This is a genomic window from Pseudomonas moorei (assembly GCF_042846945.1).
Lineage (GTDB): Bacteria > Pseudomonadota > Gammaproteobacteria > Pseudomonadales > Pseudomonadaceae > Aquipseudomonas > Aquipseudomonas moorei.
On sequence record NZ_AP035776.1, the window covers coordinates 4,548,842 to 4,562,660 of the forward strand.

The 13,819-nt window shown below is 54.1% G+C and carries 13 protein-coding genes; 5 read left to right on the top strand and 8 right to left on the bottom strand.

Annotated elements, in window-relative coordinates; genetic code table 11:
* The first annotated feature begins 1 nt into the window (after nt 1).
* From cynS to ACGJAX_RS21580, 3 genes are all read left to right on the top strand, one after another.
* Entirely contained in the window at nt 2-469 is a 468-nt protein-coding gene (gene cynS / locus ACGJAX_RS21570; RefSeq protein ID WP_390956078.1) for a cyanase, read from the top strand.
* Between the two features lie 67 nt (nt 470-536).
* The gene (locus ACGJAX_RS21575) at nt 537-779 is read left to right on the top strand and encodes a DUF2790 domain-containing protein (protein ID WP_390956079.1); all 243 of its coding nucleotides are present in this window, start codon (nt 537-539) and stop codon (nt 777-779) included.
* A 445-nt stretch (nt 780-1,224) separates the two neighbouring features.
* Nucleotides 1,225-4,128 carry a winged helix-turn-helix domain-containing protein gene (locus ACGJAX_RS21580; RefSeq protein WP_390956080.1) on the top strand — a complete coding sequence of 968 codons (2,904 nt, stop codon included), beginning with the start codon at nt 1,225-1,227 and terminating at the stop codon, nt 4,126-4,128.
* A 21-nt stretch (nt 4,129-4,149) separates the two neighbouring features.
* Here the strand turns inward: ACGJAX_RS21580 and ACGJAX_RS21585 are convergent, their stop codons facing one another.
* From ACGJAX_RS21585 to gorA, 5 genes are all read right to left on the bottom strand, one after another.
* On the bottom strand, nt 4,150-4,890 hold the full coding sequence (locus ACGJAX_RS21585) for an isochorismatase family protein (protein WP_390959963.1): 741 nt from the start codon (nt 4,888-4,890) through the stop codon (nt 4,150-4,152).
* Between the two features lie 101 nt (nt 4,891-4,991).
* On the bottom strand, nt 4,992-5,966 hold the full coding sequence (locus tag ACGJAX_RS21590) for an alpha/beta fold hydrolase (protein WP_390956081.1): 975 nt from the start codon (nt 5,964-5,966) through the stop codon (nt 4,992-4,994).
* A 351-nt stretch (nt 5,967-6,317) separates the two neighbouring features.
* Nucleotides 6,318-6,941, bottom strand: a complete 624-nt coding sequence (locus ACGJAX_RS21595; RefSeq protein WP_390956082.1) for a glutathione S-transferase N-terminal domain-containing protein — start codon at nt 6,939-6,941, stop codon at nt 6,318-6,320.
* Between the two features lie 302 nt (nt 6,942-7,243).
* Nucleotides 7,244-7,867 (bottom strand): hypothetical protein, encoded by a 624-nt coding sequence (locus ACGJAX_RS21600; RefSeq protein WP_390956083.1) that lies wholly within the window; start codon nt 7,865-7,867, stop codon nt 7,244-7,246.
* A gap of 40 nt (nt 7,868-7,907) precedes the next feature.
* A complete protein-coding gene (gene gorA / locus ACGJAX_RS21605; protein ID WP_390956085.1) occupies nt 7,908-9,269 on the bottom strand; it encodes a glutathione-disulfide reductase in 1,362 nt (453 codons plus the stop codon).
* Nucleotides 9,270-9,846: 577 nt separating this feature from the next.
* Here gorA and ACGJAX_RS21610 point away from each other — a divergent pair.
* The gene (locus tag ACGJAX_RS21610) at nt 9,847-11,349 is read left to right on the top strand and encodes an aldehyde dehydrogenase family protein (protein WP_390956086.1); all 1,503 of its coding nucleotides are present in this window, start codon (nt 9,847-9,849) and stop codon (nt 11,347-11,349) included.
* Nucleotides 11,350-11,425: 76 nt separating this feature from the next.
* Here ACGJAX_RS21610 and ACGJAX_RS21615 read toward each other — a convergent pair whose 3' ends face one another.
* The 3 genes from ACGJAX_RS21615 to ACGJAX_RS21625 all read right to left on the bottom strand — a co-directional run bounded on the left by ACGJAX_RS21615 (nt 11,426) and on the right by ACGJAX_RS21625 (nt 12,772).
* Nucleotides 11,426-11,575, bottom strand: coding sequence for a DUF2790 domain-containing protein (locus ACGJAX_RS21615; RefSeq protein WP_390956087.1), 150 nt, complete (start codon nt 11,573-11,575; stop codon nt 11,426-11,428).
* 105 nt (nt 11,576-11,680) lie between these two features.
* A complete protein-coding gene (gene rclC / locus ACGJAX_RS21620; protein WP_390956088.1) occupies nt 11,681-12,256 on the bottom strand; it encodes a reactive chlorine resistance membrane protein RclC in 576 nt (191 codons plus the stop codon).
* A gap of 174 nt (nt 12,257-12,430) precedes the next feature.
* Complete coding sequence (locus ACGJAX_RS21625) at nt 12,431-12,772, bottom strand: carboxymuconolactone decarboxylase family protein (RefSeq protein ID WP_348131302.1); 342 nt, start codon at nt 12,770-12,772, stop codon at nt 12,431-12,433.
* Between the two features lie 109 nt (nt 12,773-12,881).
* Here ACGJAX_RS21625 and ACGJAX_RS21630 point away from each other — a divergent pair, with 109 nt between their 5' ends.
* The gene (locus ACGJAX_RS21630) at nt 12,882-13,787 is read left to right on the top strand and encodes a cupin domain-containing protein (RefSeq protein WP_390956089.1); all 906 of its coding nucleotides are present in this window, start codon (nt 12,882-12,884) and stop codon (nt 13,785-13,787) included.
* The last annotated feature ends 32 nt before the right edge of the window (nt 13,788-13,819 follow it).

Sequence of the window (13,819 nt, forward strand, 5' to 3'; positions counted from 1 at the left end):
CATGACTCAGTCCCACGCTTACAACGACACCAGCCTCGAACTGACCGCCAAAATTCTTGACGCAAAAGCTCGTAAAAATCTGTCGTTTGAACAGGTTGCGGAAGGCACCGGCCTTGGCCTGGCTTACGTCACTGCGGCCCTGCTCGGCCAGCATCCACTGCCTGAAGCCGCTGCCAAAGTGATCGGCGAGAAACTTGAACTGGATGCCGACTCGGTAGCTCGCCTGCAAATCATCCCTCTGCGCGGCAGCTTGTCGGGTGTACCAACGGATCCAACCATCTACCGCTTTTACGAAATGATCCAGATCTACGGCACCACGCTGAAAGCCCTGGTTCACGAGCAATTCGGCGACGGCATCATCAGCGCGATCAACTTCAAGCTGAACATGAAGAAAGTCGAAGATCCAGAAGGCGGTCACCGTGCCGTGATTACGCTCGATGGCAAATTCCTGCCTCTGCGCCCTTTCTAACTGTACGCAAATATCGGCCCGCACTCTCGCGGGCCCACACCCAACCAATACTTGTAGAGAAAAGACCATGAAAACCATGCAAACCGCTATTGCTTTGTTCCTGTCCGTTGCTGCCGGCGCCGCTTTTGCCGCGAATGATGCGCAGACTGCGCGCACTGGCTTTCCACTTGATGTGGCAAAAACCATCAGCATCAGTGACACCAGTCAGGCCTGTGGGATCGTGCAAGCTGAGATGGTTTATGAAGACTCCAATGGTGCACGTCATGTGGCAACCTACCTTGTCGAAGGTGGTGGTTGCAGCACCAACTGAGTAATTACCATGTCCGGCAACGAGCAGTCTGGTCTGAAGCGATGCTCAATCGTGAACATCGTACCCGTGAAAATTTTCAGAAATTCTGAAGCAACACTTTTTCAAATCTCAGACTGCTCGCTCTACCCTCTCCTCGGACGCCCAACGTCCAGTACTGTCAGTTCGTTTTTTTGTCAGCGACGTCTCATTGCCCGACTTGAGCAGTGCGTTACAAATTTCGCTACCTGATATCCGTATGACGCCTACACTGCATCAATGACAAATTTTTCTATATGGAGATAACCAACCGGCACCTTAGAACTGTAGCCACGGACGTCACAGAATGAGCTGCCAAGGTAAGTTCATCCATCGTCAGTGACGCCCATGAATATGGCATCAGCTATCGACCCGCTCCGCGGTCACTGGATCGCCCCCCTCCGTGCCATGTCGCACGAGCTTGCGAATCATGAATAGGTCAGCGGACGACTCTCTGAATGCGCATCTCCAGCCGATAACCTTCGGCCATTTCCATCTGCACCCTGCACAAAGACTTTTGTTGAAAGGTGGAACCCCAATTGAACTGGGAAGCCGTGCACTCGACGTTCTGATTACATTGGTCGATCACGCAGGGGAAGTCATCAGCAATCGAGATCTGATCAGAATGGTCTGGCAGGACGTGATCGTCGATGAGAGCTGTTTACGAGTGCATATTTCTGCGTTACGAAAAGCCTTGTCGTGTGGCGAGAACGAATTGAGCTATATCGCCAACATCCCGGGTCGCGGCTACAGCTTTGTAGCTCCCCTCTCCCCTGCTACAGGTTCTGACAGTACGCAACCTTCGCACGAATGCTCAATCGGAATGTTGCCGCCACCTTTGATGCGAATGGTTGGTCGTGACGAAACGGTGCCTGCAATAGCAGAGCTGATCAAACTCCATCGATTCGTCTCGATCTGCGGTCCTGGCGGGATGGGTAAAACGACGGTTGCACTGGCCGTAGCCCACCATTTGGAATCACATTTTGATGGTCTCATTCTCTTCCAGGATTTGAGTTCAATAACCGATTCCGCCTTGTTGCCAGGCATTCTAGCGTCTGCGTTAGGAGTTCAATGTCACAGCCCTAATCCTCTTAAGACGTTGGTGAATTTTTTGCGAGAAAAGCGATTGCTGCTTGTGCTTGATAGCTGTGATCACGTCATCGTTGCTGCCACTTACCTTGCAGAAAAGGTTTTTGAAGTAACAGAACAGGTCCACATTCTGGCCACCAGTCGCGAGCCTTTACGGGCTGAAGGTGAACATGTTCATCGATTGTGTCCTTTGGCCTGCCCAGCAGAGTTGTGCGGATTGACGGCAAATGACGCGTTAACATTTTCGCCGGTGCAATTACTCGTCGAGAGAGTTCATAACAAAGATAACGCGTTCATTCTGAGCGACAACGACGCGCCGATGGTTGCACATATTTGCCGCATGCTCGATGGCGTCCCTTTAGCGATAGAACTGGCAGCGGGCCAGGTCGAGGTCTATGGAATTCAGGGCGTTGCCGAATTACTGAATAATCGGGTCAGCCTGTTCTGGGACGGCAGGCGAACAGCGCTGCCACGCCATCAAACGCTAATGGCTATGTTCGATTGGAGCTGTGACCTGCTATCTGAAACAGAGGCTATGGTGCTACGACGGTTGTCCGTTCTGAGCGGTGTATTTTCACTGGAAATGGTCACGGCAATCGTCAAATCACAAATCGATGAGTCATTGGTAATCGACGCGATTGGGCGCCTTGTCACAAAATCATTGGTTTTGGTTGAGCGTTCGGGTCGGTCAATGCGTTACAAACTGCCGCACACAATGCGAGCGTATGCCCTGGAAAAGCTGCGTGCCAGTGGTGAGGTGGATTTCACGATTGAACGCCATACCATATACCTACTATCGATGCTTGAACGACTGAACGTGCCAAGTGAGACGCTTCCTGAATACGAGCGAATTCAACTGTACATTGAACACCTGGGAGACATTTGCTCGGCATTGGAATGGGCGTTTTCCAATCATCGCAACCTGTTGCTCGGTATCCGTCTCGCCGCCGCAGCCGCACCACTTTTTCTCGGATTGTCGATGCTTGATGAGTGCCGCCGGTGGAGTGAGCGGGCCCTCGCGGCACGAGTCGAAGTGGCCAAAGGAACACCACCCCCCATCGTGCAGCATTGGCCATGTTCAGTTCCTCCGATGAAGATGTCTGGAACCCCGGATATCTTGCGTGTCAGCCATCGCAAGGGAGTTGAATCCATCGCGAATCCAGACGATATCCAACGTCTTCAATCGCAGCCCTTTGTTTTGCCTAGCTCTGAAGGGAAACGGAGTCCGCTTGATATCCAATGGCAAAATTCAAATATCAGCACGCGAATTACAGAGCCCAAAATTATCGCAATGATGCAGTGGACGCTGGAAGGCGGTAGCAATCCTTCCGGTTCGCCGGGGTTCTCGTTCCGGACATGCAAAGTGAATCTAGACCTGAAGCCGCCGCTCATGAATGAGGACGAGTTCTCCTTTAGTTATGACTATCGCATCCGGGCATTGGCATCTTTGGCTAGGGTTTTATGGCTACGCGGATACCCCGATCAAGCTGCCCGAATTGGACGGCAAGCTTTGGGCGATGCCTACGACTCGCGCCATCCCGCGACCATCTGCCTTTCGCTCATATATGTAGCGACGGTTTTTTTATGGATGGGTGACTGGAACAATGCCGCACAGACCATCGATAAATTGATGTCTACGGCCGAAGAGAATGCTTTTGGGCATGATCATGCTGCGGGAAAAGGCTTAAAAGGCATTCTATTGATCAGCCAGGATAGAGTGGATGCCGGCATACAACTCTTGCATGAATGCTTAAACGTGCTCAGCATTGAGAACCATCAGGTGCTCACCACTATGTTTGTGAGATGCCTTGCAAAGGGGATTGCGGCTAAAGGCCGATATGACAAAGCCATCGAGATCGCCAGCGGTGCACTCGAAATGGTCGAGAACGTCGGAGAAGCTTTCGATACCCCAGAAATTTTGCGGGTGACCGCAGACTTGTATGCGTATCGACCGATCCCGGACCTGGCCTTAGCCGAGCAATACATGAATCGCTCACTGGCCTGCTCCAAACGCTTATCGGCCTTGGCTTGGGAACTGCGCACCGCGATCTCTCTTACCCGACTGCATCTTTTGCAAGGCCGACACACCGAGGCAGGCCAACGTCTTCAAAGCGTATACAACCGATTTTCCGAGGGCTTCGACTCAGCTGATCTGCGTGCGGCAAAAAGACTGCTCAACTCGCTGAACAAGCAAGGAGCATCGAAAATCACACCAGTAGGTCATCCTGTCACGAGGCCACATTAAGCCCCGTGACAGGCGGCTCAATCAGACCTTCCCACCCAACATTCCGAGTACTTCTTCGGTGGTCCATACGGCATTTGCCATGAACCGGTAGTTGATTATCGCTGCCAGATAACCATCACCTTCGGGTAGTTTTGGTCCCGCCACTGCATCGCGCACCACCGCAACCTCAAATCCCTGCTCCAGAAGCTCTCGCATGTGTGATTCGACACAGAGGTTGGCTAGCATCCCCGTCAGAATGACCTGATCAACGAGCTGCTTACGCAACTGGAGAGTCAAGTCGTTTACCTGAGGGCCGTACAGCTTGTGTGGTGAGCAGACGAATGTTTTACCGTCCTCGATGTACGGTTTGAACTCCGGCATGAAATCACTACCCGAGTTGGCAAAGCCGTCCAGATCGATAGCACTCTTGCGGTCAAAGAGCTTTATTGAGTGCTGCATCACTTCTACGGGCGCCTGGATCTTCCAGTTGTGATCAGTGGCCCAGTAATAGTGGGGTGAAATCGCCACCGTAATGCCTGCCGCTTTGGCCGCCTTGAACAGGCTCAGGAGGTTAGGAACAAGGTTCTGTTCTGTCACAGATTCGCCTGTCATTCCCCATGCGAGCCCCTTGGAACTCATGAAGTCGATCTGTGGGTCTATGACTACAAGCGCTGCACGTGAGGGGTCCAACTTCATCGTAGATTTCGGCAACGCCGGATTTTTAGGGGCAGCGTACTTCTCGAGTCCTGCGGGGGTAGCTTTTTCAGCACCGAAAGCGGGCATTGCGCCTGCTGCCATGGTTGCCACAGCACCCATTACAAATGAGCGCCTGCCGATGGGACGGAATTTCTCAGACATGATTTCTCTCCAGTCAGTTATGACCGTCAACTGCGTAGAAATGCCAATAGATCCTTGTTGAGTTGCTCTCTGTGAGTCTCCGTCAAACCGTGGGGAGCCCCCGAATAAACCATCAGGGTTGCATTAGGAATAAGCTTTTTCGAAGCTCGGCCAGCGGCATCAATAGGCACGATTTGATCGTCGTCACCGTGAACGATGAGCGTCGGTTTATCGAATTTTTTTAGGTCCTGAGTAAAGTCGGTTTCCGAAAACGCCTTTATCGAATCAAACGTATTCTTGAACCCGCCCACCATTCCTTGCCTCCACCAGGAATCGATCATCCCTTGGGAGGTTTTGGCCCCTGGCCGGTTAAATCCATAGAACGGCCCTGCCGGAATGTCTCTGAACAACTGCGACCTATCGGCGACCATCCCTGCTCGGATGCCATCAAATACATCGATAGGCAAACCACCTGGATTCGCTGCTGTTTTCAACATCAGTGGAGGTACGGCGGATATCAGACAAATCTTCGATACCCGCGATGTTCCGTGGCGGCCTACGTAGCGAGCGACTTCTCCTCCGCCAGTGGAGAAGCCCATGATCGTTGCGTTTTTCAGATCCAACGTATTGATAACCGTGGCCAGGTCGTCTGCGTAATGATCCATGTCATTACCGTCCCACGGTTGGCTGGAGCGACCATGTCCTCGGCGATCGTGAGCGATCACCCGAAATCCCTGGTTAGCGAGAAAAAATGCCTGACCATCCCAACTGTCGGAGTCGAGAGGCCAGCCGTGGCTCAGGGTTACGACTGGACCAGATTTTGGGCCCCAGTCCTTGTAGTAGAGCACCACGCCCTCGCTGGTTGTGATCGTATTAGCCGTGACGTTATGAGACTTTGCTGGCTCAGCAGCCTGTGCACGCGCAGATTTTGGCAACACTGTGGTAATTGCTGCGCCGAGGCCGATCAGAACCAAGCTACGGCGAGTCGCTTCATCGTGGGAGAGCGGAGATTTGTCTGTCATTTTTCTACTCCGAGTGCCGGCAACGAGATCAGTGACACCTGATCATGTTATGAGCGGGAGACGGTGAAACTATGAGCGGCCAAAGGCGTGCCAACGAGTAAAGAGATGTGAAACGGTGTAATGAAGTGCAAAGCACCAAACTGGGTCTTCGCACCAAGATAGGGATGACTACTGGATCCATCGGACAGCCGAAATGCTCGCTGGTAGAGGATTTGAGCTGGATGCGGGCTATAAAAAAACGTTTTTACACAACCTCAACTGAGGATGTGTAAAAACGTCAAAGGGGACTTTTCAGTACTAATTCTAGGGTGTTCGCATGCTTGGCTTTCGCAAGGGTGACCAACCACATACCTACTGCGGTGGTGTGCCCTTGAAGCTGGGTAGTGCTTGAATTCTATTCCACCAATCAGCGAAGCCACTGATGGCAAACACTTGCTCTGCGTCGGGAGTCATCGCCAGATAAGCGCACGCCGGTGCTAGGTACAAATCGCCAATGCTCAACGCCGGGCCGGCAAGAAAGGGATCACTGCCTTTGATCTTCATCAACTCGGTTAGCACCAGTTTGGATTTTTCGATGCCTTGGAGGCGGGAGGCATCGTTCTGTCCTCCGATGAAGTCGGGGAACAGGTAATAACCGAAGACTGGAACCATCGAGCCATAGCCATAGGAGTCGTAAATGGCCTGAGCCATATGACTCCTGGCTCGATCCCGAGGCGTTTTTGGGGTAAGCGAAGTCCCAGGCAAGACCTCGTCCAGGTAACTCATGATCGCCGCCGTTTCGATCACCCTAAAGTCATCGTGATCGATCACCGGCACCTTGCCGAATGCATTACGTGCAAGGTGTTCCGGTGAATGCGGCTCACCCTTCATCACGTTTACTTGTAGCTGATTAAACTCCGCACCTTTCTCCTTTAACAGCATCTTTACCGTGCGTACGTATGGGCTGCCATCAAAACCGTAGAGAGTGAGGCTCATGACAAATGCTCCAACTTGGATGGACATTATCGAGACCCTGACCTGCACTCCTTGTTGCGGTGCCAGAAGAACCGAGTCTGCAACACATCAAAAACGAGCTTGTCGGCATACGGGAGCAACGGCGGCGTGAAGGCCGCTAAGGAGGTCAACGTCAGTTTGACGCTGCTGTAACCGATGTTGGAGTTGGCGTACACCCGGGCAAGCCCATTCAATGTAGACCATCCGATGATAAGTGAACGGAGCATTGACGACGAGTTTCATCGAGGCTTACCTCCACTGCTCCGTTAAAATCCAGCCCAACTTCAAGCAAAAGCGCGAGGTTGATTCCGCCTGTTCTTCAATGCGAGCTTGCCTACCAAGCGGATCGCAACGGCCGAAAACATGATGCCAAACGGCAACACATACCAGGTGCTCAACGGAATACGTTTGAAGTTGGAATAAGTGAATACAGCTGCGAGCACCCACATGCCGCTGACGTGCAAAGCCTTCCAAGCTTTGCGGCCAATCAGACGTGTGGTCGTCTTGAAGGATGTCAACGTCATAAACAGGATGAACAGATAACCGAGAGTGCCAGGGATGTTGGTGATGGTGCTTCGACCGGGCCAAAACTCAGTGTTCAGTTGACCGTATTTGTAGATCAGAACCGCATGTAGCAGGTGAGAGAACGCGAACGCCAGACCAATGAAACGACGTTCGCGCACCAGTGCTTTAGATAACGGTGACGGCACCAGAACCGCGAAAGCGGAGGCAGTGAATGCCGCGAGGAACAACACGAAGGATGTACGTGCGGTGGCACGGATCGCGCTCCGCAAGCCTTCAACCAATTCTGGATTCAGCACGACGATCGACGCCGCCATCACCAGTATCAGCACACACAGCAGACCGAACAGCGACCAGCCTTCGTAGCGAGGTAATTGAAGTTTCATAGCAACACTCTTGAAAATGTATTCGATTGGTCGTCAACCGTTATTTGCTGGAGACAGGTGTGCGGAGAGTTACAAACTCTTCTGCCGACGTCGGATGCACTCCTATGGTTTCATCGAAGAGTCGCTTGGTGGCCCCCGCTTTCAGCGCGATGGCCAATCCCTGGATGATGTCTCCGGCATCAGGCCCCACCATGTGCGCGCCCAAGACCCGATCAGTAACAGCATCCACCACCAACTTCATCAGGGTCTGATCGGACGACTGCGTGAGGGTCAGTTTCATCGGTTTGAATCGACTCTCGAACACCACGATTTTGTGACCGTTTTCGAGCGCCTGCTCCTCCGTCAGGCCAACAGTGCCGATGTTGGGCTGGCTGAATACCGCGGTGGGAATGTGGCGGTAATCCACTGGACGATATTGGTCGGGTTTGAACAGCCGGCGGGCAACTGCCATACCTTCCGCTGTCGCAACCGGAGTCAGTTGCACTCGGCCAATCACATCGCCCAATGCAAGAATCGATGGCTCGCGAGTTTCGAAATTGTCGTTAACGTCGATGTAGCCCTTCTCGTTGAGTTCGACGCGAGTATTTTCCAGGCCCAGGTTGTCGAGCATCGGCCGCCGACCCGTGGCGTAGAAAATGCTGTCGGTTTCGAGTTGACGACCGTCGTTGAGCGTCGCCAGCAGGCTGCCATCTGACTGTTTGTCGATCCGCACGATATCGGTGTTGAATTGCAGTTGCAGTCCACGCTTGGTCAGCTCTTCAACCAAATGCGTGCGAACCGATTTATCGAATCCACGCAGAAACAGATCGCCGCGATACAGCAGAGCCGTGTCGGCACCCAGGCCGTTGAAGATCCCCGCGAACTCCACGGCGATATAACCGCCACCGACTACCAGAACGCGTTTGGGCAGTTGCTTGAGAAAGAACGCCTCGTTCGAGGTGATGGCATGCTCGCGGCCTGGGATATCCGGAATTTGTGGCCAGCCGCCTGTGGCGATCAAAATTCTTTCGGCGCTGAAACGCTGTCCATTGATGTCCACATGATGCGCATCGGCCAGTCGTGCATGACCTTCAAGCAGCGTTACGCCGCTGTTGACCAGCAGTTTGCGGTAAATACCATTGAGCCGTTCGATCTCACGGTTCTTGTTGGAGATCAATTTTACCCAGTCGAATTGGGCCTTGCCGGCAGTCCAGCCAAAGCCCTCGGCCTGTTCAAAGTCGTCTGCAAAATGCGACCCGTAGACCAGCAGCTTTTTCGGTACGCAACCGACGTTAACGCAGGTGCCACCGAGGTAGCGACTTTCGGCTACCGCTACTTTCGCTCCGAATCCTGCGGCAAAACGCGCTGCACGCACACCGCCGGAGCCTGCACCGATCACAAATAAATCAAAGTCGTAGGTCATCTCAATTCTCTGCAAGGCAGCACTACACACGTGCTGTCGAATGTCGTTAAAGGGGAGAAAAACGGAGTTTCAATGCACGAAAAAATGACGCACACAGTTTCAAGACCGAAGTTTTGTTCTGATGCGTATTGAGTCTGTGCGTGACAGGAACCGCTCTGGATTCGCTAGCCAAGGCACCCATCAGTTGTGGCAACAAGAAGCCGCCTTCGAATTCGGTAGTATTCATGGTTGGAGCGTCCAACCAAAGGTTACCGTCGCAGGAATGAGTAACTTCAATCATGTGGGACTCCCAGGATGGACAACGAATTAACCCGAAATGAGTAATTGCTTCTGGGAGTCAGTCTCGCCATCTAAAGGCGATTAGAGAACAAGCACGGATGTCATGACTTAATTGTGCTGAGTGAAACAATCCGATGATGCATCGCTCTGGAAATGTATCTGGTGTCCTTTGAGAAGCAGGAAGCTAAACTGGACTGCCTTGGTGAAACACAGCCAAAACGTCATTGAAAAGTCAGTCCTCTGGCGAGCTACGGATACGTCCTCTTTCCGTCCGCCCACATCATGGTGATACCGCTTCATGTCTCTTGCGCTCGAACGTCTAGTAGCTGGCACGCCGATCCCTTTCGCCGGTAATCGTGTCACTGTGGTCAGCCCCGAACTGGCAGCTCGCTTCCAGCCCGGGGACCACCTATTGGTGGAACAGACCAGCGGTGAGTTGTTGCTGATTCCGGTGGCTGACCAACAGGCGGCAGCGGTGGCGATCGAGCGCGCGCAAGCGGCGTTTGCCGCGATGTCGGCGGTGTCCGATCAGGCCATCAGCAACTTCTTCGATCTGTTTGCACAACGCCTGGAAGCCCCGGAGTGCTGGGCCTTGATCGAGGCGGCCAACCAGGCTGACATCGAGCGGGCCAAGACCCGTGGCCGTTCCACCACGCGTTTGCTGGCCGATGAACGCATGCGCCGCGACATGATCGCCGGCCTGCGCGCCTGGCGCGATGCGTCGGCCTCGCGGGGCAAGGTGATCAGTTGCGTCGAGCATGACGGCTGGAAAGTAGAGCAAGTGGTGTCGCCGCTGGGCATCGTCGCCTTTGTTTTCGAAGGCCGGCCGAATGTTTTCGCCGATGCCGCCGGTGTGCTGCGTACCGGCAACACCGCGGTATTGCGCATTGGCAGCGATGCGTTGGGCACCGCTCAGGCCATCGTCAGCCATGCGCTGAACCCGGCACTGGCCGAGGCCGGGCTGCCCAAAGGCGCGGTGTCGCTGGTGGAAAGCGTCAATCATGCCGCCGGTTGGGCTATGTTTGCCGACCGTCGCCTGTCGCTGGCCGTGGCCCGTGGTTCGGGTCGTGCCGTCAGCCAGTTGGGCAGCATCGCGCAACAGTCCGGCACCGCCGTCAGCCTGCACGGCACCGGTGGTGCCTGGCTGATCGCCGACACTGACGCCGATGCCACGCGCTTCGCCAGCGTGGTGCGCAACTCCCTGGACCGCAAAGTCTGCAACACCCTGAACGTCTGCCTGATCCAGCGCGATCGCGCCGCTGAACTGGTGCCGCTGTTTCTCGATGCACTGCAACAGGCCGGCAAGGCGCGGGGCCAGGGCTGCAAACTGCACATCGTCGAAGGCAGCGAAGCTTTCTTGCCCGCCGATTGGCAAAGCGCAACGGTCGAGGTGTACCGCGCCGAAGGTTATCGGACTGAAGCCCTGGCCGAGCCGCTGCCCGAGGATCAGTTGGGTCGCGAGTGGGAATGGGAAGAAACCCCGGAAGTCAGCCTGAAAATCGTTGACGACCTGGACAGCGCCATCGCCTTGTTCAATCGCTACAGCCCGCAGTTCACGGCGTCGCTGATCAGCGAAGACTCGGCGGTTCAGGAGCGTTTCTACAACGCGGTCAACGCGCCTTTTGTCGGCAATGGCATTACCCGTTGGGTCGATGGCCAGTACGCACTCAACAAGCCGGAACTGGGCCTGTCGAACTGGGAGAGCGGGCGCCTGTTTGCGCGCAGCGCGATTCTGTCGGGCGATGGTGTGTTCACCGTTCGCAGCCGCATGACCCAGATCGATCTGGGCGTCAAACGCTAGGTCCCGTCCTTCCAGCGACCATCCCATAGAGAGGTCGCTGTTGGACATGGGGAAGATTGCCTGCGGCCAAGGGCACTTAGCCCCCGCTACACGCCGTTCCCCAGACTTGATACGTTACAGTGTGACGATGGCCCTGCGAATCGTCATACGTCAGCACCACGGGGACGAGTCCGCAGGCATTACTGACGTCGGTAACACTGATGGTTTTAGCGATATCGAGGGGCACCCCCAGTCTGAGCAACCTCCTCAGCCGGTGCTGCCAAGGTGCTGCTGGAAACGATGGCAAACATCAGAGCCATCAAGGGTTTCCAAATGTTTTCCGATAAGCGGTTCATGCGCGACTTTCCCGCAGGAGTTGGCGAGCCGAGTCGGCCATCACGGGCAGAGAACCCGCAAGCATCAACACGTCCTTGAGCACCAGACGACCGCCACCGGACAGGTAAGGGAAACCGTGTTGAGCATCACCGAGAGCACCCACCCAAGCTTCGGGTGTAGTGATCAGAAAGCTCAACGTCACCAGTGGCGTGCCGAAGGCCAAGGCACCACCGAGCAACCCGGTGCGTCGTGAAATTGGGTTGGACAGCACCAACAAGCCAATCAGTAGTTCAACGATGCCCAGACCGGTCGAGAATCCGTACGTGTTGTTGGCTGCCTGCCAAGCGCGCTTCTCGACGTTCAGCTCACCTTCATGGGTCAGGTGTGACTTGTACTCTTGCGGGTGTTCGTAGAAGAACGACATGAAAGGGCTATTGGCGACAAATGGGGTAATGCTATCCGCCTCGTAGGGCACGAATTTGAGCGCCCCAATCCAAAGAAAAACAACGCCGATTGCCAGTCGCATGAGCGGTGCGCCAAAGGTGTCCAGCTTGCTGATGAATCTTAACCAAGCAGTAAATGAGGTGAGCATGAGACTTCTCCAGAAGATTGAATGTGGAGGTAGTCTGCGGTGTCAGCGAAGGGTGTTTTTGTTCGTCACGCTCAAGTTGTTGCTTGATCGTCTCAAGGTGTCCTTGGCGTTCTGATGGCGTAAAAAAACCTCGGCACTTTGCAGTGCCGAGGCTCTAGATGAACCCATGGCAGGCTAGTTCTTCAGCGTGTCATACGCTTCAAGTGTGCGCAGCGAATAGATGTATGCAGCACCTGCGTTCATCGAGATGGCGGTGGCCAAAGTAGCGGCCACTTCTTCTCGACTCGCGCCAGCTTTAATCGCAGTGTTCGTATGAGCAGCGATACACCCGTCGCACCGAGTAGTGACAGCGACGGCAATCGAGATCAGCTCGCGTGTTTTGACATCCAGCACATCGTTTTCGGCAGCGGCTTCACCAAGGGCCATGTAAGCCTTGACCATTTTTGGATTGCTCTTGCCCAGTGCGCCGAAGGCTTTCTGGATAGTGGGTAACAATTCAGACCAATTACTGAACATTGCATAAACTCCTGAACGGGTTGGTGTACTGTTTCAACACGCTCAGTTTTCCCCTGTGGTGAGATACAGGTTTGTTCAATCCGCTCAGTTTTTTCTGCGAAGCTCTCAAATGAATTCAATCGACAAACTCATCAGCTTGGCCAACGTTCGGGGCAGTCTGGATCTGCGTTGTCAGTTTCAGGGGGATTGGGCTCGAGATCACGAACAGGAAGCTTTGGGAAAAGCGCCCTATCACATTGTGTTGAAGGGAGCGTGCCGAGTTGAGTTTCCGGATGGTCAGCGCCTCCCCATGCGCGCCGGTGACATTTTGCTGCTGCCTAGGGGCGCACCACATGTCATGCATAGCCTCGGGAAAACTGTACAACCAACATCACCGACGCTCGTCTCAGGTGGGATTTTGCCGACATACCGCATTGGGAATGTCAGCACAGATCTGGACATGCTGTGTGGTGGCTTTCACTACAATCGAGCTTCGATGTTGTTTGCAGCTCTACCTGAGTACCTGGTGATTCCCAGTGGAGCCTTAGCGGACAATGGTGCATTAGCCGCCTTGGTCGAGATATTGCGTAGTGAAGCAGATGGCGATCAGGTAGGCGCTCGATTTTTGCTCGATGCGTTGTCTCAAGCGTTGTTCACTTTGATTCTTCGCGCGCATCTGGCAAGTCACGGTCAAGACAGCGGCACGCTTGCATTACTCAGTGATAAACGTTTGGGTCGCGCCTGGCAGTCGATGTTGGCTGACCCTGCTTACGAATGGACAATAGAAGGCTTGGCCGAGACTGCGAGCATGTCTCGTGCAACCTTTATGCGGGCTTTTGTAAAGGTGGCCGGAGTTTCACCGTGGGTGTTGCTTACGCAGGTCCGGATGGAATTGGCCTTCAGCCTACTGAGTCATTCCCACTTAGGATTGAACGATATTGCGGCCCAGGTTGGGTATCAATCGCAGGCGGCGTTTAGCAAGAAATTCAAGGAGATTTATGGTGAGGCACCAGGTCGGGTGCGGCGCGGAATTTAATTTTCTCCGACCTTTCCATTTGTCGGAGAACA